This is a genomic window from Candidatus Mycobacterium wuenschmannii, from assembly GCF_030252325.1.
GTDB lineage: Bacteria > Actinomycetota > Actinomycetes > Mycobacteriales > Mycobacteriaceae > Mycobacterium > Mycobacterium wuenschmannii.
The window spans coordinates 2,534,074-2,559,538 of record NZ_CP126981.1; the positions used below are offsets into that span (position 1 = coordinate 2,534,074).

General features: G+C 66.5%; 24 protein-coding genes, 1 tRNA gene and 1 pseudogene. 17 read left to right on the forward strand and 9 right to left on the reverse strand.

Annotated elements, in window-relative coordinates; genetic code table 11:
- The first annotated feature begins 55 nt into the window (after nucleotides 1-55).
- The 4 genes and pseudogenes from PT015_RS11945 to PT015_RS11960 all read left to right on the forward strand — a co-directional run bounded on the left by PT015_RS11945 (nucleotide 56) and on the right by PT015_RS11960 (nucleotide 3,860).
- Complete coding sequence (locus tag PT015_RS11945; protein WP_285190823.1) at nucleotides 56-1,093, forward strand: enoyl-CoA hydratase/isomerase family protein; 1,038 nt, start codon at nucleotides 56-58, stop codon at nucleotides 1,091-1,093.
- Between the two features lie 9 nt (nucleotides 1,094-1,102).
- Entirely contained in the window at nucleotides 1,103-1,876 is a 774-nt protein-coding gene (locus PT015_RS11950) for an enoyl-CoA hydratase (protein WP_285190824.1), read from the forward strand.
- A 10-nt stretch (nucleotides 1,877-1,886) separates the two neighbouring features.
- A pseudogene (locus tag PT015_RS11955) lies at nucleotides 1,887-3,547 on the forward strand (alpha/beta hydrolase).
- A 100-nt stretch (nucleotides 3,548-3,647) separates the two neighbouring features.
- Complete coding sequence (locus PT015_RS11960) at nucleotides 3,648-3,860, forward strand: hypothetical protein (RefSeq protein WP_285190825.1); 213 nt, start codon at nucleotides 3,648-3,650, stop codon at nucleotides 3,858-3,860.
- Here the strand turns inward: PT015_RS11960 and PT015_RS11965 are convergent.
- A complete protein-coding gene (locus tag PT015_RS11965; protein ID WP_285190826.1) occupies nucleotides 3,857-4,240 on the reverse strand; it encodes a rhodanese-like domain-containing protein in 384 nt (127 codons plus the stop codon). The genes PT015_RS11960 and PT015_RS11965 overlap by 4 nt on opposite strands.
- Complete coding sequence (locus PT015_RS11970) at nucleotides 4,237-4,827, reverse strand: cysteine dioxygenase (RefSeq protein WP_285190827.1); 591 nt, start codon at nucleotides 4,825-4,827, stop codon at nucleotides 4,237-4,239. Before PT015_RS11970 ends, PT015_RS11965 begins: the two co-directional genes overlap by 4 nt.
- A gap of 118 nt (nucleotides 4,828-4,945) precedes the next feature.
- Here PT015_RS11970 and lpqV point away from each other — a divergent pair, with 118 nt between their 5' ends.
- Together lpqV and PT015_RS11980 are read left to right on the forward strand one after the other, a co-directional pair.
- Nucleotides 4,946-5,380, forward strand: a complete 435-nt coding sequence (gene lpqV / locus PT015_RS11975) for a lipoprotein LpqV (RefSeq protein ID WP_285190828.1) — start codon at nucleotides 4,946-4,948, stop codon at nucleotides 5,378-5,380.
- Between the two features lie 59 nt (nucleotides 5,381-5,439).
- On the forward strand, nucleotides 5,440-6,456 hold the full coding sequence (locus PT015_RS11980) for a patatin-like phospholipase family protein (RefSeq protein ID WP_285190829.1): 1,017 nt from the start codon (nucleotides 5,440-5,442) through the stop codon (nucleotides 6,454-6,456).
- A 23-nt stretch (nucleotides 6,457-6,479) separates the two neighbouring features.
- On the opposite strand, the gene PT015_RS11985 is transcribed toward PT015_RS11980, so the two are convergent.
- The 5 genes from PT015_RS11985 to PT015_RS12005 form a co-directional block, all read right to left on the reverse strand.
- Entirely contained in the window at nucleotides 6,480-7,334 is an 855-nt protein-coding gene (locus tag PT015_RS11985) for a patatin-like phospholipase family protein (RefSeq protein WP_285190830.1), read from the reverse strand.
- The gene (locus tag PT015_RS11990; RefSeq protein ID WP_285190831.1) at nucleotides 7,331-8,200 is read right to left on the reverse strand and encodes a class II glutamine amidotransferase; all 870 of its coding nucleotides are present in this window, start codon (nucleotides 8,198-8,200) and stop codon (nucleotides 7,331-7,333) included. Before PT015_RS11990 ends, PT015_RS11985 begins: the two co-directional genes overlap by 4 nt.
- Nucleotides 8,201-8,209: 9 nt before the next feature.
- Nucleotides 8,210-9,268: an NAD(P)H-dependent amine dehydrogenase family protein gene (locus PT015_RS11995; protein WP_285190832.1), complete on the reverse strand. Its 1,059-nt coding sequence runs from the start codon at nucleotides 9,266-9,268 to the stop codon at nucleotides 8,210-8,212.
- Between the two features lie 13 nt (nucleotides 9,269-9,281).
- A complete protein-coding gene (locus tag PT015_RS12000) occupies nucleotides 9,282-10,913 on the reverse strand; it encodes a long-chain fatty acid--CoA ligase (protein ID WP_285190833.1) in 1,632 nt (543 codons plus the stop codon).
- Nucleotides 10,914-11,011: 98 nt separating this feature from the next.
- On the reverse strand, nucleotides 11,012-12,058 hold the full coding sequence (locus PT015_RS12005) for a YncE family protein (protein ID WP_285190834.1): 1,047 nt from the start codon (nucleotides 12,056-12,058) through the stop codon (nucleotides 11,012-11,014).
- Nucleotides 12,059-12,543: 485 nt separating this feature from the next.
- Here PT015_RS12005 and PT015_RS12010 point away from each other — a divergent pair, with 485 nt between their 5' ends.
- Nucleotides 12,544-13,773 carry a class I SAM-dependent methyltransferase gene (locus tag PT015_RS12010; RefSeq protein WP_285190835.1) on the forward strand — a complete coding sequence of 410 codons (1,230 nt, stop codon included), beginning with the start codon at nucleotides 12,544-12,546 and terminating at the stop codon, nucleotides 13,771-13,773.
- 1 nt (nucleotide 13,774) lies between these two features.
- Nucleotides 13,775-14,536 carry a hypothetical protein gene (locus PT015_RS12015; RefSeq protein WP_285190836.1) on the forward strand — a complete coding sequence of 254 codons (762 nt, stop codon included), beginning with the start codon at nucleotides 13,775-13,777 and terminating at the stop codon, nucleotides 14,534-14,536.
- Between the two features lie 10 nt (nucleotides 14,537-14,546).
- On the opposite strand, the gene PT015_RS12020 is transcribed toward PT015_RS12015, so the two are convergent.
- Together PT015_RS12020 and PT015_RS12025 are read right to left on the reverse strand one after the other, a co-directional pair.
- A complete protein-coding gene (locus PT015_RS12020) occupies nucleotides 14,547-15,329 on the reverse strand; it encodes a glycosyltransferase family 2 protein (protein WP_285190837.1) in 783 nt (260 codons plus the stop codon).
- 177 nt (nucleotides 15,330-15,506) lie between these two features.
- Nucleotides 15,507-15,580 (reverse strand) — tRNA-Leu (locus PT015_RS12025).
- 239 nt (nucleotides 15,581-15,819) lie between these two features.
- Here PT015_RS12025 and PT015_RS12030 point away from each other — a divergent pair.
- The 9 genes from PT015_RS12030 (at nucleotide 15,820) to kdpB (ending at nucleotide 25,465) form a co-directional block, all read left to right on the forward strand.
- Nucleotides 15,820-16,743 (forward strand): PPE family protein, SVP subgroup, encoded by a 924-nt coding sequence (locus PT015_RS12030; RefSeq protein ID WP_285190838.1) that lies wholly within the window; start codon nucleotides 15,820-15,822, stop codon nucleotides 16,741-16,743.
- Between the two features lie 72 nt (nucleotides 16,744-16,815).
- Nucleotides 16,816-18,009 (forward strand): PPE family protein, encoded by a 1,194-nt coding sequence (locus PT015_RS12035; RefSeq protein ID WP_285190839.1) that lies wholly within the window; start codon nucleotides 16,816-16,818, stop codon nucleotides 18,007-18,009.
- Nucleotides 18,010-18,073: 64 nt separating this feature from the next.
- A complete protein-coding gene (locus PT015_RS12040) occupies nucleotides 18,074-18,370 on the forward strand; it encodes a WXG100 family type VII secretion target (RefSeq protein WP_285184709.1) in 297 nt (98 codons plus the stop codon).
- Between the two features lie 31 nt (nucleotides 18,371-18,401).
- The gene (locus PT015_RS12045; protein ID WP_285184710.1) at nucleotides 18,402-18,686 is read left to right on the forward strand and encodes a WXG100 family type VII secretion target; all 285 of its coding nucleotides are present in this window, start codon (nucleotides 18,402-18,404) and stop codon (nucleotides 18,684-18,686) included.
- 184 nt (nucleotides 18,687-18,870) lie between these two features.
- Entirely contained in the window at nucleotides 18,871-19,653 is a 783-nt protein-coding gene (locus PT015_RS12050) for a response regulator transcription factor (protein ID WP_285184711.1), read from the forward strand.
- A gap of 18 nt (nucleotides 19,654-19,671) precedes the next feature.
- On the forward strand, nucleotides 19,672-21,156 hold the full coding sequence (locus PT015_RS12055; RefSeq protein ID WP_285184712.1) for a sensor histidine kinase: 1,485 nt from the start codon (nucleotides 19,672-19,674) through the stop codon (nucleotides 21,154-21,156).
- Between the two features lie 389 nt (nucleotides 21,157-21,545).
- The gene (gene kdpF, locus PT015_RS12060) at nucleotides 21,546-21,635 is read left to right on the forward strand and encodes a K(+)-transporting ATPase subunit F (RefSeq protein WP_285184713.1); all 90 of its coding nucleotides are present in this window, start codon (nucleotides 21,546-21,548) and stop codon (nucleotides 21,633-21,635) included.
- A 1-nt stretch (nucleotide 21,636) separates the two neighbouring features.
- Nucleotides 21,637-23,298, forward strand: a complete 1,662-nt coding sequence (gene kdpA, locus PT015_RS12065) for a potassium-transporting ATPase subunit KdpA (RefSeq protein ID WP_285184714.1) — start codon at nucleotides 21,637-21,639, stop codon at nucleotides 23,296-23,298.
- A 1-nt stretch (nucleotide 23,299) separates the two neighbouring features.
- Nucleotides 23,300-25,465 carry a potassium-transporting ATPase subunit KdpB gene (gene kdpB / locus PT015_RS12070; RefSeq protein ID WP_285184715.1) on the forward strand — a complete coding sequence of 722 codons (2,166 nt, stop codon included), beginning with the start codon at nucleotides 23,300-23,302 and terminating at the stop codon, nucleotides 25,463-25,465.

Sequence of the window (25,465 nt, forward strand, 5' to 3'; positions counted from 1 at the left end):
CGAACAGCTTTCGATCAGGCATTCAAAGACGATTCATCGATGGGAGACTGCGCGCGTGACGGACGAATCCGACGACATTCTCAGCCACATCGACAATGGCATCGGCTATCTGACCCTCAACCGGCCCAAGGCGATCAACTCGCTCAACCAGAACATGGTCTCTCGCCTCGGCGCCGTGCTGACGGCCTGGGCGCAGGACTCCGACGTCAGCGCGGTCGTGCTGGCCGGAGCCGGCGAGCGCGGGCTGTGCGCCGGTGGCGACGTGGTCGCGATCTACCACAGCGCCCGAGCCGACGGCGCCGACGCGCGCAGGTTCTGGCACGACGAGTATCTGGTCAACGCGCAGATCGGCCGGTTCCCGAAGCCGTACGTCTCGCTGATGGACGGCATCGTGATGGGCGGCGGGGTGGGCGTCGGAGCACACGCCAACACCCGGGTGGTCACCGACACCACCAAGATGGCCATGCCCGAGGTCGGGATCGGCTTCATCCCCGATGTCGGTGGGGCCTACCTGCTTTCGCGTTCACCGGGTTCGCTGGGTCTGCACGCCGCGCTGACCGGCGCACCGTTCTCCGGCGCCGACGCGATCGCCCTCGGTTTCGCCGACCACTTCGTGCCGCACGACCAACTGGACGCACTGACCAAGGCCATCGCCGAGGTCGGCGTCGAGCAGGCGATCGCCACCCACACTGTCGAGCCGCCCGCCAGTGAGCTTGCCGCGCAACGGGACTGGATCGACGAGTGCTACGGCGGTGAGACTGTCGGCGACATCGTCGCGGCACTGCGCGGACACAGCGCCGAAGCCGCCACCAAGGCCGCGGACCTGATCGAAACCCGCTCCCCCGTCGCGCTGTCGGTGACATTGGAAGCGGTGCGGCGGGCCGCGACACTCGACACGCTGGAAGGTGTTCTGGCGCAGGACTATCGGGTGTCTTCGGCATCGCTGCGCTCGCACGATCTGGTCGAGGGCATCCGAGCCCAACTGGTCGACAAGGACCGCAACCCCAAGTGGTCGCCGGCGTCGCTGGCGCGGGTGACCGAGTCCGACGTCGCGGCGTACTTCGCACCCGTCGACGACGAACTGACGTTCTAGGAGGCAGCAATGAGTTACGAGACAATCCTCGTCGAGCGCGAAGACCGGGTCGGCATCATCACGCTCAACCGGCCGAAGGCGCTCAACGCGCTCAACAGTCAGGTGATGGACGAAGTCACTAGCGCGGCAGCAGAATTCGACGACGACCCAGGCATCGGGGCGATAATCATCACCGGGTCGGAGAAGGCATTCGCCGCCGGCGCCGACATCAAGGAGATGTCCAGCCTCAGTTTTTCCGAGGTGTTCGACGCCGACTTCTTCGCGCCCTGGGCCAAGCTGGCCGCGGTGCGCACGCCGACGATCGCCGCGGTGGCCGGCTACGCCCTGGGCGGCGGCTGCGAACTCGCGATGATGTGCGACGTGCTGATTGCCGCGGACAGCGCCAAGTTCGGGCAACCGGAGATCAAGCTCGGCGTGCTGCCCGGCATGGGCGGGTCGCAGCGGCTGACCCGGGCCATCGGTAAGGCCAAGGCGATGGACCTGATCCTGACCGGACGCAACATGGGCGCCGAGGAGGCCGAGCGCAGCGGCCTGGTGGCGCGCGTGGTGCCCGCCGCCGACCTGCTGACCGAGGCCAAGGCCGTCGCCACCACGATCTCGCAGATGTCGCGGTCGGCGTCCCGGATGGCCAAGGAGGCGGTCAACCGCGCCTTCGAGAGCACGCTGACCGAGGGCCTGCTCTACGAACGTCGGCTGTTCCATTCGACTTTCGCGACCGACGACCAGTCCGAGGGCATGGCGGCGTTCGTCGAGAAGCGGCCGCCGAACTTCACCCACCGGTAAAGACACTGCAATGAGCGGGTCGGAGCCGCAGCGCCGAAAGGCGTGGTGGGTCCGGCACTACACGTTCACCGGCACCGCCGTCGGGCTGGTGTTCCTCTGGTTCTCGATGACGCCGTCGCTGTTACCGCGGGGGCCGTTGTTCCAGGGGCTGGTGAGCGGCATCGCCGGCGCGACCGGTTACGCCATCGGGGTTTTCGCGGTGTGGCTGGTCCGATTCATGCGGTCCCAGGATTCCAGCCCGCCCGCACCCCGGGTGGCCTGGCGGGTGCTGATCGGCGTCGGTGTGTTCGGCATGGTCGCGATGATCGTCTGGTTTCACGTCTGGCAGGACCGGTGCGCGACCTGATGGGCGTCAAACACCTTGCCCGGCTGGACTATCCGTTGACCTCCGCGCTGTCGTTGCTGGTGTTGTTCGGTGTCGTCGAAGCCGGCCAGCTCCTCCGGCGGCTGGTGCACTTCCTCGACCTACGGCTGGATCGTTTTGCGCCGCCGCGGGTTTCGGCCGTGGTCGTGGTATCGCTGCTGCTGGTGCTGACGATCGCGGTGCTCAACGGCGTCGTGGTGAAGTTCGCGATGCGCACCATGAACAACACCTTCGCCACGGTCAACGACGAGATGGACCCCGACACCGCCGCGCCCCCGACGCCGCTGCGCTCGGGCGGTCCGCAATCGCTGGTGTCCTGGGAGTCGCTTGGGCACCAGGGCCGCATCTTCGTTCGCGGCGGGCCGAGCGTCGAGCAACTCGCGGCGTTCAACGGCGCCCCGGCGACCGAGCCGATCCGGGCCTACGCCGGGCTGGACTCCGCCGACGGCATCACCGCCGCCGCCGAACTGGCCGCGCGAGAGTTGCAGCGCGCGGGCGGTTTACAGCGCGCCGTCGTCGCCGTCGGGACCACCACCGGCACCGGCTGGATCAACGAGGCCGAGGCGGATGCGCTGGAGTACATGTACAACGGCGACAGTGCGGTCGTCAGCATGCAGTACTCGTTCCTGCCGAGCTGGCTGTCGTTCCTGGTGGACAAGGAGAACGCCCGCCACGCGGGGCAGGCGCTGTTCGAGGCCGTCGACCGACTGGTACGCGGGCTACCGGAGGGTCACCGGCCCAAACTCGTCGTATTCGGAGAGAGCCTGGGCTCTTTCGGCGGCGAGGCGCCGTTCATGAGCCTCAACAACGTGCTCGCCCGCACCGACGGCGCCCTGTTCTCCGGGCCGACGTTCAAGAACACCATCTGGACAGATCTGACCGCGACCCGCGACCGCGGTTCACCGGAATGGCTGCCGATCTACGACCACGGACACCATGTCCGCTTCGTGGCAAGGCCGCAGGACCTGGATCGCCCTGACCCGCAATGGAATACGCCGCGGGTGGTGTATCTACAGCACGCCTCCGACCCGATCGCGTGGTGGCACCCCGGCCTGCTGTTCAGCGAGCCGGACTGGTTCCGCGAACGGCGGGGTTACGACGTGCTGCCCGAGACGAGATGGATTCCGGTGGTGACGTTCCTTCAGGTCTCCGCCGATATGGCTGTGGCACAAGACGTTCCGGCCGGACACGGCCACGACTACGTCGGCGATGTCGCCGACGGGTGGGCGGCGGTGCTACAGCCGCCCGGATGGACGGCGGACAAGACTGCGAGGCTGCGACCACTGCTGCACGCCAGCGACGGCTAACACCAGATGAACGGACGCGGACGGTTGTGCGTTGTGTATGAGTAAGCCCTGCGTTTGATGGCACTATCCACGGATACGAATCCCGTGGAGGGAGTGGTCGATGACCTGGACAGCTGCCAAGATCGCGGTGACGGGGGTGCTGGCCGCGATACCGATCGCCGCGGTGTGCCTATCGGCGTCAGCGGTGGCGGACCCGCCGGACGACCCGAATCCGGGTCCGGCGCCCGTCCACCAGGGCGAGTACTACAACCCGAACGACTACAACGACTGGTGGTACAACCACAGCGCCGACGGCGGCGGGGGCGGCGGCTAAACGGAACTGAGTGTGGCGGCGATCAGCGCGTGGTAGCCGCCGACCACGTCCGTGGCGCGGTGCAGGCCGAGGTCCTGCAGCGCGGCCGCGGCCAGGCTGGAGGTGTATCCCTCCGAGCACAGCAGCACCCACTCGACGTCGTCGCCGACCGCCTCGGGCAGCCGTGCGGCGCTGGTCGGATCGCAGCGCCACTCCAACACATTCCGCTCGATCACCAGCGCACCGAAACTCGCCGGGACTTCGCCTTCCCGCGCACGCTGGGCCTGCGGCCGGATGTCGACCAGCAGCGCACCCCGGCGCAGCGCCGCCGGCACCTCGTCGGCAGTCAACCGGCGCAACCGCTTTCGCGCCGACTCCAGGACATCGTCGATCCGGCTCATGACTGCTCCGGTTGGTCGGTCAGTTCAGTTCGCTTGCGCCGCAACCGCTGTTGGGCGGTCACCTCGTAGTACGACATCACGGTCAGCGGCGGGGAATAGGCGTGCACGCTCAGCGACGGCTGCTGCGGCCCGGACAGTGCGGTGACCGATGCGCGCGGACCGGGCGGCGCCCACACCACGTCGTGCACCCAGCCCAGCGGGAACGCGGCCTGATCGCCCGCCCGAAGTCGTCGGCAGCGCAGTTGATCTCCGTCCCAACGGAATTCGTCGAGCGATCCGGACAGCAACGTCACTGCGCCCAGCGACCCACCGTGGTCGTGCAGCTCGGTGCGATGCCCCGGCACCCAACTGATCAGCCAGACGTCGACTTCGTCGTCGCCGTAGAGCCGCGCGAACCATCGGTCGTCGGACGGCACCCCGCCCGGCGGAACCACGTTGTCGTAGCGACCGCTGAGTACGTCGTCGGCGGTGCGGTCGGTGATGTGCAGTAGGTCGGCGAGTCGCAGGCGGGTCGGGCCGGGAACGGATCGCAGCCGCGACGGTGGTCGGGTCGGGGCAGGCGCAGCGACAAGGTTTGCAGAAACCATGCGGGAGAACTCCAAAGCGAGCGGGCGTATTGAGGGGTCGGCGGTGGATTAGGGCCGACAACACTCCCAAAACCGCGTTCGCTGCATCACGGCCGCCAGTGTTGCATAGATTGACCAGGTGTGGCCGCGCCCGACTGACCCCTCGACGTGGATCGCGGCCGTCCTCTTGACCGTCGCCGCGGCCGTGGCCGGATGTTCGACCCGCGGTCCCGCCCCGGCGCCCGCCCCGGCACCGCCGTCCCGCACCACCGCGCCCGCCGCTCCGGCGCCGGGTGCCGTCTCGACGAATCCGGCGGGCGTCACGACCAAGATCGATGTACCGGCGCACTCGACCGAAGAGGAGTATTTCCAGGCCTGTCACGCGGCGACGGTGTGGATGCAGGCCCACCCCGGTGACCGCCGCACGCTGGCCGAGGACTATCTGGCGGCCGTGCAGGTGCCGGGCGTCGTCGGCCCGGGCACCTGGAACATCGCCTGGGCCGCGCTGCCGCTGGCGCGCCAGGCCGGGGTGATCGTCGCGGCCCAGGCAGCCGCCGGCAACGAGTGCGGCTGAGTCGGGCTAGTTCGAATCACGATTGTTAAAACCTGCGGCACGCAGGCAAAGATGTAGCCATGACCGACCCAGACATCACGTCCGAGCCGGCGCCCGGGCGGCTCGACGCCCCCCGCCCGCGGGTGGCATTGGCGCTCGGCAGTGGCGGCGCCCGCGGGTACGCCCATATCGGAGTGATCCACGAACTGCACGACCGCGGCTATCAGATCGTCGGGGTAGCCGGTTCCTCGATGGGTGCACTTGTCGGCGGGTTGCAGGCGGCCGACCGGTTGGACGAATTCGCCGACTGGGCAATGTCTTTGACGCAGCGGGCGATCCTGCGACTGCTCGACCCGACGCTGACCGCGGCCGGGGTGCTGCGCGCCGAGAAGATCTTGGACGCCGTGCGCGACATCCTCGGCGCGGTCACCATCGAGGAACTGCCGATTCCCTACACCGCGGTGGCCACCGATCTGCTGACCGGCAAGCCGGTGTGGTTGCAGCGCGGGCCGGTCGACGAGGCGATCCGGGCGTCGATCGCCATCCCCGGGGTGATCTCACCGCACGCCGTCGACGGACGCCTGCTGGCCGACGGCGGCATCCTCGACCCGCTGCCGATGGCGCCGATCGCCGCGGTCAACGCCGACCTGACCATCGCGGTGAGCCTGTCGGGCAGCGAATCCGGCGACGAGCCCGAACCCGACCCGAAGTCGTCCGGTGAGTGGCTGAACCGGGTGCTGAGCAGCACGTCGGCGCTGTTCGACTCCCAGACCGCGCGCAACGTCCTCAGCCGGTTCGGGGCCTCGAACCAGGACGACCACGACGGCGGCGACGACCCGGCCTCGGACTACTCGGTCGACGAGCCCGAGGTGCCCAAGCTCGGCAGCTTCGAGGTGATGAACCGGACCATCGACATCGCCCAGGCCGCGCTGGCCCGCCACACGCTGGCCGCCTATCCGCCGGATCTCTTGATCGAGGTGCCCCGGTCGGCCTGCCGCAGCCTGGAGTTCCATCGCGCCGCCGAGGTGATCGAGGTCGGTCAGACCCTGGCGGCGGAGGCGCTGGACACGGTAGACCTCGGTCGCCGGGTCACCTGACCCCGAGGCTCACACGCCTAGGCTCACACGCCCAAGAACCGGGCGACCGCCCCGGCGACCCGACGGCCCTGCGTGCGACCGGCCTGCGCCGACGGCGGACGACAGCGCGGATCGAGCGGGTTCTCGCCGTACGCCGCCAACGACGCCTCATCGGCGAACAGACCGAGGACCTCGCCGGGGAATGCCGTGAGTTCGGTTGCAGCGCCGGCTCCGAACGGTGACGGCGTGGACTCGCCGGCGGGAATCAGCACGACCGCGGAGCCGCAGTCGTCGGCAACATGCAGGTTGATCGTGCTGCCGACACCGCCATCGATGAAGCGGCGCCCACCGATCGACACCGGGGGCCACGCCGCGGGCACCGCGCAGCTGGCGGCCACCGCGTCGACCAGCTCGACCCCGGATTCACGATCGAAGGCCACCAACTCGCCGGTGACGGCGTCGACCGCGGTGATCCGCAACACCCGCTCCGGCCAGTCGTGGGATGGCAGCCGGTGCTCGATCACCGTGCGCCGCACGGCTTCCGACACCGTGTCGGTGGCCAGCGCCACCGCGCCGATCCGCTTTCGCTGCTCTGCCAGCGTGGCGTCGGGATCCGACAGCGCGGCCAGAAACAGCTCCGCGATGCCGTCGATCCCGACACCGGGGTCGAGTTCGGCGGACGCCTCGTCGACCTGGCGGGCGAACAGCTCCGCCAGGGAGAGCCCGCTGCCGATCTGCGCGGCCACCGCCGAACCCGCCGAGGTACCGAGCAGGACGTCAGAGTCCAGCAACGCCCGTGCCGCGGCGCGCGACTCGTCGGCGATGCCAAGCAGAATGCCTGTCTGCCAAGCAATTCCAGCGACACCGCCGCCGCCGAGCACCAGGGCGCGGGTGGTCATCGGACCACCGGGTGCAACGAGGACCGGGCGGCGGGACTGAGTTCGTCCGCGCGCAGCAGATGTCGCGGCGGATCCGGCAGGATCAGATGCCGGGTGACGTGCAGGTCGGCGTCGACGTGCACCAGTTCCCCCGGCTCGATCAGTCGCCACCGTCCTGGGTCGTCCATCGGCTCGGTGGCGAACACCACCGACGGCTGCTGATGCAGGGCGGCCGAGTCGGCGCGAATCCGGTTGGTGCGCAGGTGGAACCGATGGTGAGCGGCCGGTGTGCGGCGATCCGAAACGTACAGCTCGTGCGATTCCGGGTAGCGCAGTGCCCACAGGTCGGTGGCGGTGCTGAGCAGAATGTTGACCGCGTAGATCGGCACGTTGTCGGCCAGCCAGCGCATCGCGTCGATCAGTCCGGCGGTCACGTCGCCGTCGTGGGCCCGGATCGACGCGGTGATCAACGCGAACACCCGCTCGGAGTCGGTCTGCCCCAAAACCATTTCCGCAGTGCCTAATTCACGCAGCCGGGCATCGAGCGGGTCGAGGCCTTCCAGGATGCCGTTGTGCGCGAAGATGCGGCCGTCCTGCAGGAACGGATGGGTGTTGACGACGTCATGCGACCCGGCGGTTGCGTAGCGGACATGCGCGACGAACGTCGTGCCGGTCAGATCGTGCGCCTCGGTGGCGAACTCCGCGTCCTGCCAGGCGGCGATCGGCTGCTTGTGCACCTGCGGCCGGCCCTGGCCGTCGAACACCCCGAGCCCGCTGCCGTCCGGATTGCGCCGACTCTGCTCGGCGAGATTGTCGGGAGCGTCGAGTAGCCAAAACGTCGCGGTGACAATGTTCGTCCCGGCGTGCAGCCCAAACAGTCGGCACATCGGCGGGGGCTACCGCGACAACCCGGGTGCGGCCCGGCCGGTGAGCAGCGGCAGGTCGAAGAACGTCTGAATGCCCGGGGCCGCAGCGCAGGTCGCCGGCACCGCGTTGACGCAGTGCGCCGCGGTCGCCACCACCCCGGGATTGCTCTTGAGCCCCTCCGCGACGCTCTCCGGCTGCCAGCCCTTGACCGTGACGAAGGTGTCCGGGTGGCCGCGCACCTCGATCTCGTAGCGCTCCCCCTCGGGCCCGAAAGACCAAGGCGGGTCCAGGTTTTCCTCGCCCATCAGCCAGTTGACGGTGATCCGGACCACAACGGTGTCCCCGACGAGTGCCTCCCAATGAAAACGGCGCCCCGCGACCTGGCCGGCCTCGATGATCCCGATCGGCGAGTCGATCGGGCCGGTGGCCACCGCGATCTCCTGCGTGGTGCGGATCTGCGGGTCGGCCGCGAAGCCGATCTTGTCGACCACCAACTGGACGGACTGGAAGAACCCGCCGTCCAGAATCTTCTGCATCGGTCCGGTCAGCGCCTTGTCCGGCTCGCCGCCGAAGCCCATCACGTAGCGCAGCACGTCCGGCGCGCCGTAGGTGCGTAGATCGGAAAACTCTTCGGCGCGAACGAAATTCACCCCGGTAGACATCACCGAGAGCAGCAGCGGGAACAGCTCGGTCGCGGCGCCGGGGCCGATGCCGGCGCCGTGCAGCGTGACACCCCCGGCCTTGGCGGCTTCCTCCAATGGAGCCGCTTCCTTCGCGCCGGGATAGAACCATCCGATCGGCGTGACGACGTTCTTGCCCGAACGCAGCAGGGCCGCCACTTCGTCGACGTTGGGCAGCAGCGGTGCGTAGATCACCGCATCGGCGTCCAGTGCCAGGATCTCGTCAACGCTGTTGGTGGCCGTCACGCCGAGTGGGGACCAGTCGACCAGGTCGCCGACGTCCTTGCCGCCCTTGGCTTCCGAATGCACCCAGCACCCGGCGAGCTCGAGGTCGGGGTGTTCGAGGATGCCCTTGATGGCGGCCACCCCGACCGACCCCGTTGCCCATTGCACGACCCGCAGGCTCATCTACGCGGTCCTTTCAGTCTCGCGCTTCGCTGACCTCGTAGACGTCGTCGGCGTAGCGGGATCGGATGGTCTTCTTGTCGTATTTACCCACGCTGGTGCGCGGGATCTCGTCGACAAACGTCCAGCGCTCCGGCAGCCACCACCGAACTACCTTGTCGGACAGAAACTTTCGCAGGTCATCGGCGCTCAGTCCGGATCCCTCACCGGCGACGATGACGGCCAGCGGGCGTTCCTGCCAGCGCTCGTCGGGCACCGCGACCACGGCGGCCTCGACCACGTCCGGGTGCGCGACCAGGGCGTTCTCCAGGTCGACCGAGGATATCCACTCGCCGCCGGACTTGATCACGTCTTTGGCGCGGTCGGTCAGGGTGATGAAGCTGTGCTCGTCGAGGCGGCCGACGTCGCCGGTACGCAGCCAGCCGTTGTCGAACTTCGACTCGTCGTGGCCCTGGTAGTAGGAGCTGGTGATCCACGGGCCGCGGACCTCCACCTCCCCGACGGCCTCGTTGTCGTTGGGCAGCACCTTGCCGTCGTCATCGACGATCCGGGCCTCCACCCCGCACAACGGCTGCCCCTGCGTCGCACGGAACGCCCAGTGCTGATCCTCCGGGGTGCCCGGCGGCGGCCAGGCCATGCTGGCTGTCGGCGACGTCTCCGTCATGCCCCACAGCTGGCGGATCTGGACGCCGTGCCGGTCCTCGAAGGTGCGCATCAGCGACACCGGCACCGCCGAGCCGCCGCAGGGCACGATGCGCAGCGAGGACACGTCGCGGCCCGGATTCTTCTCCAGGTGATGCATGACGTCATTCCAGATTGTGGGCACAGCGCCGGCGATGGTCGGTCGCAGCGTCTCGATCATGTCGACCAGCGACTTGGCGTCCAGGTGCCGATCGGGCAGCACCAGGTCGGCGCCGGCCATCAACGCGCCAAACGGCAGCCCCCAGGCGTTGGCGTGGAACATCGGCACGATCGGCAGCACCGAATCGCTGGACCCGATGCCGATCCCGTTGCTGGTGCAGATCGCCATCGTGTGCAAGTAGCTGGACCGGTGACTGTAGACGACGCCCTTCGGGTTGCCGGTCGTTCCGCTGGTGTAACACATTGCGGCAGCAGAGTTTTCGTCGACGTCGGGCCAGTCGAACTCGGTCGACTCGCCGTCGACGAAATCGGCGTAGCGCAACACGGTCTTGCCTGACTGCTCGAGCGCGGAGGTGTCGCCGTCGCCGACGACTATCACCGTGTGCACGGTCTCGAGTTCGCCGAGAATCGGCGCAAGCAGGTCGATCAGCGACACGTCGACCAGCACCACCTGGTCCTCGGCTTCGTTGGCCACGAAGACGATCTGCTCGGGGAACAGCCGGATGTTCAGGGTGTGCAGCACCGCTCCCATGGCCGGCACTGCGGTGTAAGCGGTCAGGTGCTCAACGTTGTTCCACATGAAGGTCGCGACCCGCTGATCGCCGTCGATACCGATGCGCCGCAAGGCATTTGCCAACTGCGCGGTCCGCTGCCCGAGTTCGGCGTACGTGCATTCGCGGTAACCGTCGCCGGTTGCGGTGAACACCTTGCGCGCCCCGTGCACGCGAACCGCGTGCCGCAGGATGGCGGTGATCGTCAAGGGGAAGCTGTGCATGGTGCTGTACATCGCTGGACCGCCCTCAGGTTGCGCCGTGCTACCCGGGCAGGCCCGCCAAGCGCCCGCCCTCGTGGCGATCATTGCACGCTCGATCGGCGATGCAGCCCCTAGGCCAGGGTCGGCTCCAGCATCCGCAGGTCGGAGACGGCCCAACCGTGCGGGGCGGTCCACTCGTCGCCGGTGGTGAGGCCGCCGACCTGCGCGGCGGCGGCGGAGATGGCCAGTTCGGTGACCGTGCCGGCGTAGTCGCCGATGTAAAGGCGCGTGCCGTCGGTGCTTTCGACCGCGCCCGACGGCTCCTCGCCGACGGTGATGATGCCGAGCACCTCCTGGGTCAGGGTCGACCACACGGTCACATGCTGGTCGCCGACCAGGTAGGCCCGCTCGCCGTTGCGGCTCAGGGTCAGTTGCGCCAGCGAGGCCGCGGCGTCGCCGATCTTGTACGTCGCGCTGACCGCCGAACTCCGGGTGTCGACGATGTCCAGCACCGTGCCGAAGTCGGGGCCGCAGCTGCCGATGTAGGCGACGGCGCCGTCCGGGCTGAGTGCGATGTCCCGGATGGGAGAACCGATGTCGACGGTGCTGAGCACCCGGTTGCGCCGGGTGTCGATCATCACGAGCGCCGAGGTCGACGCGCTATTGGCCGCGACGTAGAGCCGGCGACCGTCCGCGCTCACCCGCACGCACGCGACCGAGGCCGCGTCGAGGCCGATGGACTGTTGTTTGCCGGTCGCGGTGTCCAGGACGACGACGTCGGCGCCTTCTGCACCGGTGCGGCCGGCATAGACAACCCGCCCGTTCGGGCTGACCGCCAAGTCGGTGATGCCGAACCCGACCGGGTAGCTGGCAACGATGCGCTCGGCGTGGGTGTCGAAGGCCAGCACCTCGTCGTGGGCCTTGGACACGCTGCTCACGTAGGCCCGGGCGCCGGACATCGCGACGGCGGTGGGCTCGTCGACGTCGGTGACGGTCAATCGGGCGGTTGCGTCGGTGGTGTCGATCAGCGAGACGCTGTCGTCGCCGTAGTGCGTGACGGTCAGCAGACCGCCGTCGGCGCTGACGGCCATGCCGCTCACCGCGCCGCGTCCGGCGGCGATCGCGCCGGTGACGGTGAACCCGTCGGCCTTGTTCAGGGCAGGAACTGATTCGCTCACAGTGGTACCAGCTTCCTTGTTGGTCCGTGGTGGGCGGACTTCGGCATCTGAGCGGTAAACGCTTCGCGCGGTCCGATACCTTCCGCGGGCCGCATCCTCAGATCCGTACTTGCGTGCGCTTCTCGCGCTGCGTCGGGTCGAGTCTAGTTGCTGAAATTACCAGGGGAATTACGCATTTTCATCGATTGTCACCCACGTCACGCCATTAACTCAGAGCGTCCTTAAGCAATATTCGCCCAGTGCCGCAACCACTTCCACAGAGCAAACACCGCAACCGGTTGCGCCAGGTAGTTCATACTTTTCGCGAACCGAAAATGACCTGAAAACGAGGTGTATGCCGGTGCGGGTTTCTTAATGTTCCTTGCAAAAGAGTCGTACATCACAAGGGCCCGAGCGCCGCGTGTCGCCCACCGATTGCCGGGTTACCGGGGGTGGCTGATAATCCGAACCGATTGCCGGACCACAGCGAAGGAGTCACCGCTGACGTGAACGACGACACGCGTGACGACGTGGTCAGCCGTCAGTACGAACGGTGGCGCTACCCACCTCCGATCGCCGACCTCGCTACCTGGACCGTGTCCAATTGGGAGTGGTACGACCCGGCGCACGCGCATCGGGTGCTGTGGCCCGACCGGGAGTACCAACCCGGCCTCGACATCCTGATCGGCGGGTGCGGCACCAACCAGGCGGCGGTCTTCGCCTTCAACAACCCCGGCGCGACCGTGGTGGCGGTCGACATCAGCCAGCACTCGCTGGATCACCAGCAGTACCTCAAAGACAAGCACGGCCTGCACAACCTGCGCCTGCACCGGTTACCCATCGAGGAATTGTCCACCCTCGGAAAGCAATTCGATCTGGTCGTGTCGACCGGCGTGCTGCATCACATGGCCGATCCCCTTGCAGGCCTGAAATCCCTTGCCGGCTGCCTGCGTTCGGACGGGGTCATGGCGCTGATGCTCTACGGCAAGCATGGTCGCATCGGGGTTGAATTGCTGGAGTCCGTCTTTCGCGACATCGGACTCGGCCAGGACGAGGCGTCGGTCCAGATCGTCAAGGACACCCTCGCGGCGCTGCCAGAGGACCATCCCGTCAACGGCTATCTCCGACGGGCCACGGATCTCAGAGATGATGCCGCCCTGGTGGATACCTTCCTGCACGGTCGCGCACGCAGTTACACCGTCGACGAGTGCGTCGACTTCGTGGACGCGGCAGGGCTGGCATTTCAGGGGTGGTTTCACAAGACGCCGTACTATCCACAAGAAGTTGTCGGCCAGGGACCGACATACCTGCCGACCCTTAATGCGTTGCCCGAGAACAAGATCTGGTCGGTGATGGAGCGCCTGCAGACCATGAACGGCTGCCACTTCTTCATGGCCTGTCATCCGCAACGGCCGAAAAGCAGCTATGCAATCGACTTCTCGGACCCCGCGGCTCTCGACTACATTCCGGTGTTCCGATACCGCTGCGGGCTGGCCAACAACGAGATCTACTGGCCCAGTTCACGAATCACCCTCAACCGGGTGCAGCTGCCGTTCATCCAGCAGGTCGACGGGCGACAGTCGATCCGCGAGATCGTGGAATCGGCTCTGGCTCAGCACGGCGCAACAGGCGAGCGCACACCCGACATGGACGCTTTCGTCGTTCATTTGTTCCAGACGTTGTGGCGCGTGGACTTGGTCGCAATGGCGCTCGACGCGGGCCGGTTGGGAGATTGATGTGACCTCCGAAGAGTCGTCGTCGCGGAGTCTCGACATTGGGCCGGCGACGGCCGGTCCGCGAGTGTTCATCGCCACACCGATGTACGGCGGGATGGCCGCGGCCACCTTCACCATGTCGCTCGCCCACAGTCCGGCCGTCTTTGCCCAACACGGCATCGGCCTGGATTTCAGCGTCGCAGTCAACGACAGTCTCGTGACGCGCGCACGGAACTACCTGACTCATCAGTTCCTCGACTCAGCCGCGACACATCTGATGTGGATCGATGCAGACATAGGCTTCGATCCCATCGACATCGTCAAGATGGTCCGGGCCGACAAGGACATCGTCTGCGGCATCTACCCGAAAAAGGAGATCCTCTGGCCCGCGGTCGCGAAGGCGGCGTCTGAGGGCGTGCCACCCGAGCGTCTGCACGAACACGAGCGGTCAATGGTCTTGAACCTGATAGACCGTTCCCCGGATCGCTTGACGTCCGATGGTCTTATCGAAATCGCCAATGCCGGAACCGGATTCATGCTGATCAAGCGAGCGGTGTTCGAGGCTCTTGCCGACGGCACGGCGTCCTACGTGGACGGTTCCACCCCGGGTATCGAATTGAAGGAGTTCTACGCTGTCAGCATCGACCCCGACGCGGGCAACAGCCTGTTGTCCGAGGACTACCACTTCTGCAAACTGGCGCGCGATCGCGGCTTCAAGATCCATGCCGCGCTCTGGGTCAATCTAAACCACACGGGCACATACATATTCGGTAATCGCGGCTAGGCGTCTACCTTCAGATACCTGGGTTGACTAGCCAGTTCGGTTGCAATTCGCTGGCGTACTCGTAAGGTCCGGTGTGCGACAACCGAACCCAGGGCGCCGCGTATACCCCAAACCCATGGCTGCGCGCGAGCAGACAGAAGTAATAATCCTCGCCGATCAACTGGCGCGTCTCAGGATCGATGTCGGTCGCGTAGAACTCCTTCACCGTCGCCCCGCCGATCTCGTAGGACGGGACATGGTCCTGTAGTGCCTCAAAGACTGCTCGCTTGATCAGCATGAATCCAGTTCCCCCAGCGGCGATTTCCACTACTTCATCGGAGTCGGCCACCCTGTTTTCGTCGGCTTTCGCGAGTGGCTTGACCACAAAGGTGCCGGTGTGCCGATGGAGCTCCTCGGGCGGCACACCGTCATTGGCGGCCTGCGCGACGCGCTTCCAGTCGATGCCCTTCTTGGGGTAGATGCCACACACGATGTCCTGATCCGCGACCAACATGCTGACGATGTCGAGGCCGTTGAAGCCGATATCGGCATCGATCCACATCAGGTGGGTGGCCTGCGTCTCGAGAAATTGCGTTGCCAGATGATTCCTCGAATTAGTCACCAGCGCGTCTCGTGTTCGGTACTGGTACAGCAGGCCAATCCCACTGCGCATGAAGATCACTGGGGTCTGCGCGAGCGACCAGGTGTAGGTAGCCGTTGCCGTGCCGCCATACATCGGGGTGGCGATGAATACCGTCGGCGCCGAGGCGCCCGAGTCTTGGCCGTCCTCGGCGGCGGGATTCGGATTGACCACCGGGAAACTATATGCGCGGGCGGGCTTCCATGACCGCGGCAGCGACAGGTCTGGCGACGGCTCGGCGAGCGCAAAAATATCGTCAAGATTTGTCGCGTCGAGCTCCCGGCGAGTGTTTGATGATGTGAGAACCCTTTGTCTCGCACCAGAACACAACATGACCGGAACGGGTCATCGTGCCCCCAGTCGGACTCGAACCGACACTGGGCGGATTTTAAGTCCGCTGCCTCTGCCAATTGGGCTATGGGGGCCAGCGACGAATCTAGCGTGTTAACGCCAGATTCCATCCGAGACCTGTTGCCGCAGGACGACGTCTGGGTCTTGTTAAAAATTAAGCCTCCTTGTTAAGAAGCAATTAACCCGCTGGGCAAGGGACCCGCGGCTCCGCGAAGGTTGTCCCGTGGACGCCAGCGGAGCCCGACCTACACCCACGCATTGATCATCGTGGCCGACCCGACACCGGGTCGGCTTTTTACACCAGGAGACATACATGGCCTTCGTGAATACGCAGCCCGCCGCAATATCGGCCGCCGCGACGCAACTTGAGGCGATCTTCAGCTCGTTCGCCGCGGAGAGTGCCGGCGCAGCGGCGTCGACAACCGACGTACTCCCCGCTGCTGCAGACGAGGTGTCGATCCTGCAGGCGGCTGCGTTCTCCACGTACGGCACGCTCTATCAGTCGGTGAGCGAACAGGCTCAGGCCATTCAACAGCAGTTCAACCAGCTGCTCGGCCAGACATCGGGGTCGTACCAGGAGACCGAGTCGGCCAACCAGGCCGGCGCGGCCGCGAACGCCTTGTCAAACGGGGCCGGCAACGCCACGTCGGCCGCCGCGCAGCCCGCCGACGCGTTCGACGACCTGGTCAACGGCATCAACAGCTTCAACAGCTTCATGCTCAACGATCCTCTGGTCGGCTTCCTGAGCAGCAACATCGCCAACCTGGCCAACATCAACGTCGGTAACTACGCATCCGCCATGTCGGTCTTCATCTCGCTCGGCGGTGGTGGACTGCTCACCGCGCTGGCCGGGCCGGCAACGGCAGGCGCCGACATCGGCGGGCTGGGTACGGCGTTGGCCGGAGACGTTGCCCCCGCGGCAGGCATCGCCGGTGCGGGCGGCATCGGATCGGCGCCGGTGTTGGCCGGGGCCGGCGCGGGATCGTCGGTCGGCGCGCTTTCGGTGCCGCCGGGCTGGGCCGGCGGAGCGGGTATCCCGGCGGCGGGAGGCGCGCCCGTCACCCTGGCGTCGCAGACCTTCGGCACCGGCGCACCGGCAACGGCCGGCGGGACCAACGGGATCGCCGGTATGCCGGCTGTCGCGAACGGAGGCCGCGGCGGCTCGAGCTTCGGCGCCCCGCGCTACGGCGTCAAGCCCAAGGTCATGCCGCTGGTTCCCAAGCCGACCGTCACGTAGCCCGCTGCCGCCAACGTTGTTCGGCCTCAACACCATTCGACCTCATACCACTCAATAGACAGGACCCGTAAAATGGTTTTCGATTTCGCAGCGCGACCCCCAGAGGTCAACTCCACGCTCATCTACTCTGGCGCCGGCGCAGGACCGATGATGGCTGCGGCCGCATCGTTCAGCGGCCTGAGCTCCGAGTTGGGCACGAACGCGACCGCCTATGAGTCGGTGGTCTCGTCACTGGTGGGCTCGGAATGGCAAGGCCCGTCGTCCACCGCGATGGCGGCGGCCGCCCAGCAGAACATCGAATGGCTGCAAACCACGTCCGCGCTGTTGCAGGAGGCGGCCGCGAAAGCCACCGCCTCGGCGGCGGCCTACGAGGCGGCGTTCTCCGCGTCGATCCCACCACCGGTGGTCTTCGCCAACCGCGCTCAGCTCGCGATTCTGGTGGCCACCAACATCCTTGGGCAGAACACGCCGGCGATCGCCGCCAATGAGGCGATGTACGGCGAGTTCTGGGCGCAGGACGCCGCCGCGATGAGCACGTACGCCGCGACCGGGGCGACCACCTCACAGCTGACCCCGTTGACCGAACCACCGCAGTCGGTTAATCCTGCCGGCGCGGGGGCTCAGGACTCCGCGGTGAGCAACGCCGTCGGCAGCAATGCGGCGAACTCGGGTGCCAACGGCGTGCTCAGCCAGCTGACCAACGCCTCGGCGGCGGCAGCTCAGCCGGGAGCCGCCGCGCCCGCGGCAACGATCGGCGACCTGCTGACCGCAATTCAGGGCACGGCGGGAATCCCGTTCTTCTCCAACAGCTTCAACACCTTCAACGTGACGAACTCCTGGTGCCTGGCGACCATGGGTACGGCACTGGGTACCTTGAACCACTTCATCTCCGGGGCTCCGTTCGGTGTCACGATCGGTGACGTCACGCCGCTCGGCGCCGGGCTGGGCTTCGGCACCACGCTGGCCGGCTCGACGTCCGGATTGGGCGGCGGCGCAACGCTTGCCGGGATGGGCTCCGCGGGCTCGGTCGGCGGGATGTCGGTACCGACGAGTTGGGCCGGCAACGCTCCCGTCACCCTCGCCGCCAACGAGAGCGTGCTGTCCGGCAGCGGATGGACCGCCGCCGCCGACGCGAGCGCGACCGGCACCGGCGGAGCACCGGGCGTCATGCCCGGCATGGCTTCGGCCGGCGCGAAGTCGGGCATGGGCCTGAGCGGACCGCGCTACGGCGTCAAGCCCAAGGTCATGCCGAAGGTGCTCATCTAAGAACCCGCAGGGCGACGACGTCGCCGCCCTATACCAGATATTCCACATCAACAAGGAGAAACACATGCCCACTCGCTTTATGACCGACCCGCACGAAATGCGCGCCATGGCAGGGCGTTTCGACGTCCACGCCCAGACCGTCGAGGACGAAGCCCGCAAGATGTGGGCCTCGAGCACCAACATCGCCGGGGCCGGCTGGAGCGGCTCGGCGCAGGCCACGTCCTACGACACCATGGGCCAGATGAACACGGCCTTCCGCAACATCGTCAACATGCTGCACGGGGTCCGTGACGGACTGATCCGCGACGCCAACCACTACGAGAGCCAAGAGCAGGCCTCGCAGCAGATCCTGTCCAGCTAGCCGACCACCGAAACTACTTAGGAGAACAGTCATGTCGATCAGTTACCAGTTCGGTGATGTCGATGCCCACGGCGCCCTGATCCGCGCCCAGGCCGCTTCCCTGGAGGCCGAGCACCAGGCCATCGTCCGCGATGTGCTGGCTGCCGGTGACTTCTGGGGCGGCTCGGGTTCGGTCGCGTGCCAGGAGTTCATCACCCAGTTGGGTCGTAACTTCCAGGTCATCTACGAACAGGCCAACGCCCACGGCCAGAAGGTGCAGTCCGCCGGCAACAACATGTCGAGCACCGACTCGGCTGTTGGCTCCAGCTGGGCCTGACACCCCGCACGACCACTTGTGGCCCGCACACCCAAGGTGTGCGGGCCACAAGCATTTTCGGGGCACCGAGCGGTCTCCGGCGCGAGACACCGCGCGTTGACGCAGGTCACACGCCTAGACGCTACATTTGAGATCAGTATGAGCTTCGTGACAATGGGCTGTGGGGGAGGGAGAATCTAGAACTATGGCGGTTATGTCAGGAACCACAGCAACGCGCGAGCACCAGCGGCCGCGTCAGGCGATTCTAGGTCAGCTTCCCCGGATCAGCCGGGACGATGGATCTCCGATCCGCGTCCTGCTCGTCGATGACGAGCCGGCGTTGACCAACCTCGTGAAAATGGCTCTGCACTACGAGGGCTGGAGCGTAGAGGTCGCCCACAATGGCCGTGAAGCCGTCAACAAGTTCGACGACGTCGAACCCGACGTGCTGGTGCTCGACATCATGCTGCCGGACATCGACGGGCTCGAAATCCTGCACCGCGTCCGCCAATCGGGCCCCTACACGCCCACCCTGTTCCTTACGGCGCGCGATTCGGTGATGGACCGGGTGACGGGCCTGACGGCCGGCGCCGACGACTACATGACCAAGCCGTTCAGCCTCGAGGAGTTGGTCGCTCGGCTCCGTGGCCTGCTCCGGCGGTCGAACCACCTCGCCCCGCCCGCGGAGGAAAGCCTGACGATCGGCGATCTCACGCTCGACGGAGCCAGCCACGAGGTGCACCGCGCCGGTTCGTTGATCTCGCTGTCCTCAACGGAATTCGAGCTGCTGCGTTTCCTGATGCGCAACCCGCGCCGGGCGCTGACTCGCACCGAGATCTTGGACCGAGTCTGGAATTACGACTTCGCCGGGCGCACCAGCATCGTCGATCTGTACATTTCGTACCTACGGAAGAAGATCGACGCCGGCAGAGAGCCGATGATCCACACTGTTCGAGGTGTCGGGTACATGCTCCGCTCACCGGCTTAACCCCGAGGTAGCAGTGGAATGACCGGAGCCCCAAAGACTCCGTGGTGGCGGCCGCGCACATTACGTCATCAGCTGGTCTTGGGCGTTTCGGCAGTGGTCACCGTCGTGATCCTGGTGGTCGGCGCCATCTCGGTGCTGAGCCTGCGGTCCTACGTCAACGCGATGAACGACACGGAAGTGTCCGAATCGCTTGACGCTTTGGAACACTCGTACGCCCGGTACCGGGCCGGCGACATCAGCCGCAATCGCGACATCGAGCACGCGATGCTGCGGTTCACCGAACAGAACCCGCTCAACGTCATCGCGGTGCTCCGCGGCGGCAATGTGATCGGGTCTGCGGTCTTCTTCGAGAACGACCCGCGGCCCGCGACTCCCGATGTCATCGCCGCCATCAAGCGGCTGCCCCTGCACGACAACGAGATTCACAACACCAAACTCGGCGGTCTCGGGCCGTACCGGGTCAGCAGCCAGACCACGGCCTCCGGGGACGTGCTGATGGTCGGGGTGTCGCTGGATCTGGTGAACAAGACTATCAATCGCCGAATCATCAGCGAGACAGTGCTTTCGGTGGCGGCGCTGCTGGTGACGTCGGGACTCACCGCCCTGGTGGTCGGTTATGCCCTGCGGCCGCTGCGCCGGGTTGCGGTGACCGCCGCGGAGGTCGCGGGCACGCAGCTCACCGGCGACGACCATCGCATCCGTCCCCGCGTCCAACCCGACGACACCGACCCGGACAACGAGGTCGGCATCGTCGGGCACACCCTGAACCGGCTGCTGGACAACGTCGACAGCGCGCTCGCGCACCGAGCCGAATCCGACCGGCGCATGCGGCAATTCATCACCGACGCCAGCCACGAGCTCCGGACGCCGCTGGCGGCCATCTCGGGCTACTCCGAGCTCACCCGCCAGGACAGCGAGGCGTTGCCACCGACCACCGAATACGCGCTGGCCCGCATCGAGGCGGAGGCCCGGCGGATGACCTCGCTCGTCGACGAACTGCTACTGCTGTCCCGGTTGGGCGAGGGCGACGATCTGCGCACCGAAGAGGTCGACCTGGCCGACATCGTGCTCAACGCGTTCAATGACGCGGCGGTCGCGGCGCCGAGCCACGAGTGGATCAAGGACCTACCCGACGACCCGGTCTGGGTGATCGGCGACTCCGACCGGCTGCACCAATTGGTGAGCAACCTGCTGACTAACGCCTGGGTGCACACGCCGGAGGGCGTGTCGGTGACGGCGGCGATCACGTGTCACCGCTACCGGACCGGTGGGCCGTATGCCGAGTTGACGGTGGCCAACGACGGTCCCGACATCGACCCCGAATTGCTTCCGCATCTGTTCGATCGCTTCGTGCGAGCCAAGGATGCGTCCACCGAACTCGGCGGAAACGGGCTCGGCCTGGCCATTGTCGACTCGATCGTCAAGGCCCACGACGGGACGGTGGTGGCCGAATCCGCCCGCGGCCGAACCATTTTCCGCGTGCGCCTGCCACTCGCGAAGTAGTCCGAATCACACCGTAGTCAGCAAACGGCAATCCACCGCTAGCGCCAGCTGATCGCGTCGTTGCATCGCTTCCCGCAAACAAGAATCGCCGACACACTGTAAAGAAAGCGTTAGCGGCAGCGCATTACCCATCGAACGCGCTTAACTTCTTTCCAGACCTCATCGTCGAGACTAAATTTGCATGCCGGGACCAAACCTCGATCGCCGATCGACCAGACCGGCTTGTCACGAACGGAGAAGCGATGGCAGTGGTTGCCTACGTCCTGCTGACGGTGGCGATATTCGCCATTCTGGGCTGGGCGCAAAAGCTGGTCGAGAAGCTGTAGGCGCAGGCATATGAGCTACGACAACGACGATGCAGAGCGCAGCGATGAGGAGGAGTGGCGTCGATGAGCTACGACAACGTCATCGGACTGGGGCTCGCCGCAGCCCTGACCGTCTACCTCGTCGCCGCGTTGTTCTTCCCGGAGAGGTTCTAGGTTGAGCACATCCACCGCGGGGATCGCCCTGCTGGTGCTGGCACTGATCGCAGTGCACGTGCCGCTCGGGGACTACATGTACCGCGTCTACTCCTCGCCGAAAGATTGGCGGGTCGAGAAGGTCGTCTACCGCGTCATCGGCGCCGACCCCGAGGCCGAACAGCCGTGGTACGCCTATGCGCGAAGCCTTTTGGCGTTCTCCGCGGTCAGCGTGCTGTTCCTGTTCTTCTTCCAACTGCTGCAGGACAAGTTGCCGCTGCACCTGCACGACCCGGCCACGAAGATGACGCCGTCGCTGGCGTGGAACACCGCGATCAGCTTCGTCACCAACACCAACTGGCAGGCCTATTCGGGTGAGTCGACGCAGGGCCACCTGGTGCAGATGGCCGGGTTGGCCGTGCAGAACTTCGTTTCCGCCGCAGCCGGTATGGCCGTCGCGATCGCCCTGGTTCGCGGCTTCGCCCGTAGCCGGACGCACGAGATCGGCAACTTCTGGGTCGACCTGGTTCGCGGCACCGTGCGAATCCTGCTGCCGATCGCGTTCATTGGCGCGATCGTGCTGATCGCCGGCGGCGCCATCCAGAACTTCCATCTGCACGACCAGGTGGTCACCACGCTGAACGGCGCGCAGCAGACCATCACCGGCGGTCCGGTTGCCAGCCAGGAGGCCATCAAGGAACTCGGCACCAACGGCGGCGGCTTCTACAACGCGAACTCCGCGCACCCGTTCGAGAATCCGACCAGGCTGAGCAACTGGGTCGAGATCTTCCTGATGATGGCGATCAGCTTCTCACTGCCCCGCACCTTCGGCCGGATGGTGGACAACACCAAGCAGGGTTACGCGATCGTCGCGGTGATGGGCGTGCTGGCGACCTTCAGCCTGTGCTCGATCGAGGTGTTCGAACTCAGCCACCACGGGACGGTACCGACGGCCGCGGGGGCGGCGATGGAGGGCGTGGAGCAGCGCTTCGGCGTCGCGAATTCCGCGGTGTTCGCCGACGCAACCACGCTGACGTCAACGGGTGCAGTCGATTCCGCGCACGACTCCTACACCAGCCTGGGCGGGCTGATCCAGCTGTTCAACATGCAGATCGGCGAGGTCGCACCCGGCGGCGTCGGCTCGGGTCTGTACGGGATGCTGATCATGGCAATCCTCACCGTGTTCGTCGCGGGCCTGATGGTCGGCCGGACCCCGGAGTACCTCGGCAAGAAGATCCGACCGCGCGAAATGAAGCTGGCGGCAAGTTATTTCCCCGTCACCGAGTTGCTGGTGCTGGTCGGCACCGGGGTCGCCATGGCTCTGCCGGGCCCGCGGGCAGGGATGAACAATGCCGGGGCACACGGCCTTTCGGAGATCCTTTACGCATTCACCTCGGCGGCGAACAACAACGGCTCGGCATTCGCCGGCTTGTCCGCGAACACCACCTGGTTCAACACCGCGTTGGGGCTGGCGATGGTGCTGGCCAGGTTCGTGCCGATGATTCTGGTGCTGGCGCTCGCCGGATCGCTGGCCCGTCAGGGCCGTATCCCGGAGTCGCCGGGGACGCTGCCGACGCACCGGCCCCAATTCGTCGGCCTGGTGGCCGCGGTGACGGTCGTGTTGTGCGCCTTGACCTTCCTGCCGGCTCTGGCGCTCGGGCCGCTCGCCGAAGGGATCCATTGAGATGACATCAACCTCCACGGCGGTCAAGGCGAGGTCCAACCGGCCGCAGCGCCAGCACCACGGCGGCCCCGCGCCGATCCAGGGTGGGCTGATCGACCCCGGGCTGTTGTTCAAGGCGCTGCCCGACGCGGTGCGCAAGTTCGACCCGCGCACGCTGTGGCGCAACCCGGTGATGCTGATCGTGGAGATCGGCGCGGTCTGGTCGAGCGTGCTCACCGTCCGCAGCGAGTCCTGGTTCGGCTGGCTCATCGTGTTCTGGCTATGGCTGACAGTGCTTTTCGGCAACCTCGCCGAGGCGGTTGCCGAGGGCCGGGGCAAGGCCCAGGCCGACACGCTGCGTAAGTCGAAGGCGGACACCATCGCCCGCCGTCTCAGGGGCTGGGCGCCGGGCAAGGCGGGCACCGAGGAAGACGTGCGGGCGCCCGAGTTGCAGCGCGGCGACATCGTCGTCGTCGAGACCGGCGAGACCATCCCGGGCGACGGCGAGATCGTGGAAGGCATTGCGTCGGTGAACGAATCGGCGATCACCGGCGAGTCGGCGCCGGTGATCCGCGAGTCGGGCGGCGACCGGTCCGCGGTGACCGGCGGCACTACCGTGCTGTCCGACCGGATCGTCGTGAAGATCACCCAGGAACCGGGCAAGAGCTTCATCGACCGGATGATCGCGCTCGTCGAGGGCGCGAACCGGCAGAAGACCCCGAACGAGATCGCGCTCAACATCCTGCTGGCCGCGCTCACGATCATCTTTCTGTTCGCGGTGGTGACCCTGCAGCCGCTGGCGATCTACTCCAAGATCAACACCCCCGGCGTCGCCGACACCGCCGCGCTGACCAACGACGGCGTCGACGGCGTCGTCCTGGTGGCGCTGTTGGTGTGCCTGATTCCCACCACGATCGGCGCGCTGCTGTCCGCGATCGGCATCGCAGGCATGGACCGATTGATCCAGCGCAATGTGCTGGCCATGTCGGGCCGGGCGGTCGAGGCCGCCGGCGACGTCGACACACTGCTGTTGGACAAGACGGGCACGATCACGCTCGGCAACCGGGAGGCCGCGGAGTTCATCCCGGTGGGCGGTGTCACCCCCGAGGACCTCGCCGATGCGGCGCAGTTGTCCAGCCTGGCCGATGAGACGCCGGAAGGGCGCTCAATCGTGGTGTACGCCAAGGAAACCTACGGCCTGCGGGAGCGCCCACCCGGCGAACTCGCCCACGCGCAGTGGATCGAGTTCACCGCGACGACCCGGATGTCGGGCGTCGATATCGATGGGCGGCAACTGCGCAAGGGCGCGGCGAACTCGGTGACGAACTGGATTCGTGAGCAGGGCGGCGACATCCCCGACGCGCTGGGCGACGTGGTCGACGGCATTTCGGCGGCCGGCGGGACTCCGCTGGTGGTGGGCGTGGTCAGCGATCGCGACGCCAAGGCAGAGGTGCTCGGCGTCATCCACCTCAAGGACATCGTCAAGCACGGCATGCGGGCCCGGTTCGACGAGATGCGCAAGATGGGCATCCGCACCGTGATGATCACCGGCGACAACCCGTTGACCGCCAAGGCAATTGCCGACGAGGCCGGGGTTGACGACTTCCTCGCCGAGGCCACCCCAGAAGACAAGCTGGCGCTGATCAAGCGGGAGCAGCAGGGCGGCCGGCTGGTCGCGATGACCGGCGACGGCACCAACGACGCGCCGGCCTTGGCGCAGGCCGACGTCGGCGTCGCGATGAACAGCGGAACCAGCGCGGCCAAAGAGGCCGGCAACATGGTCGACCTGGACTCCGATCCGACCAAGCTCATCGAGATCGTCGAGATCGGCAAGCAGCTGCTGATCACCCGCGGCGCGCTGAGCACGTTCTCGATCGCCAACGACATCGCCAAGTACTTCGCGATCATTCCCGCCATGTTCGTCTCGCTGTTCCCGGGGCTGGCGTCGATCAACATCATGCGGCTGCACAGCCCGCAGTCGGCGATCCTGTCGGCGGTGATCTTCAACGCGATCATCATCGTGGTGCTGATCCCGTTGGCGCTGCGGGGCGTGCAGTACACCCCGAGCAGCGCGTCGAAGTTGTTGAGCCGCAACCTCTATATCTACGGGCTGGGCGGGGTCGTCGCCCCGTTCGTCGGGATCAAGCTGATCGACCTGGCCGTGCAATTCATTCCGGGGATGGGCTGA

What these genes read in the sequence shown, in the direction of transcription:
- PT015_RS12045 (WP_285184710.1), top strand. Translation starts at nt 18,402, where the DNA reads ATGTCGATCAGTTACCAGTTCGGTGATGTCGATGCCCACGGCGCCCTG.
- PT015_RS12055 (WP_285184712.1), top strand. Translation starts at nt 19,672, where the DNA reads ATGACCGGAGCCCCAAAGACTCCGTGGTGGCGGCCGCGCACATTACGT.
- kdpF (WP_285184713.1), top strand. Translation starts at nt 21,546, where the DNA reads ATGAGCTACGACAACGTCATCGGACTGGGGCTCGCCGCAGCCCTGACC.
- PT015_RS11950 (WP_285190824.1), top strand. Translation starts at nt 1,103, where the DNA reads ATGAGTTACGAGACAATCCTCGTCGAGCGCGAAGACCGGGTCGGCATC.
- PT015_RS12000 (WP_285190833.1), bottom strand. Translation starts at nt 10,913, where the DNA reads ATGTACAGCACCATGCACAGCTTCCCCTTGACGATCACCGCCATCCTG.
- PT015_RS11960 (WP_285190825.1), top strand. Translation starts at nt 3,648, where the DNA reads ATGACCTGGACAGCTGCCAAGATCGCGGTGACGGGGGTGCTGGCCGCG.
- PT015_RS11980 (WP_285190829.1), top strand. Translation starts at nt 5,440, where the DNA reads ATGACCGACCCAGACATCACGTCCGAGCCGGCGCCCGGGCGGCTCGAC.
- PT015_RS11970 (WP_285190827.1), bottom strand. Translation starts at nt 4,827, where the DNA reads ATGGTTTCTGCAAACCTTGTCGCTGCGCCTGCCCCGACCCGACCACCG.
- PT015_RS12040 (WP_285184709.1), top strand. Translation starts at nt 18,074, where the DNA reads ATGCCCACTCGCTTTATGACCGACCCGCACGAAATGCGCGCCATGGCA.
- PT015_RS12030 (WP_285190838.1), top strand. Translation starts at nt 15,820, where the DNA reads ATGGCCTTCGTGAATACGCAGCCCGCCGCAATATCGGCCGCCGCGACG.
- PT015_RS12050 (WP_285184711.1), top strand. Translation starts at nt 18,871, where the DNA reads ATGGCGGTTATGTCAGGAACCACAGCAACGCGCGAGCACCAGCGGCCG.
- kdpB (WP_285184715.1), top strand. Translation starts at nt 23,300, where the DNA reads ATGACATCAACCTCCACGGCGGTCAAGGCGAGGTCCAACCGGCCGCAG.
- PT015_RS11985 (WP_285190830.1), bottom strand. Translation starts at nt 7,334, where the DNA reads ATGACCACCCGCGCCCTGGTGCTCGGCGGCGGCGGTGTCGCTGGAATT.
- PT015_RS11990 (WP_285190831.1), bottom strand. Translation starts at nt 8,200, where the DNA reads ATGTGCCGACTGTTTGGGCTGCACGCCGGGACGAACATTGTCACCGCG.
- PT015_RS12035 (WP_285190839.1), top strand. Translation starts at nt 16,816, where the DNA reads ATGGTTTTCGATTTCGCAGCGCGACCCCCAGAGGTCAACTCCACGCTC.
- PT015_RS11995 (WP_285190832.1), bottom strand. Translation starts at nt 9,268, where the DNA reads ATGAGCCTGCGGGTCGTGCAATGGGCAACGGGGTCGGTCGGGGTGGCC.
- PT015_RS11965 (WP_285190826.1), bottom strand. Translation starts at nt 4,240, where the DNA reads ATGAGCCGGATCGACGATGTCCTGGAGTCGGCGCGAAAGCGGTTGCGC.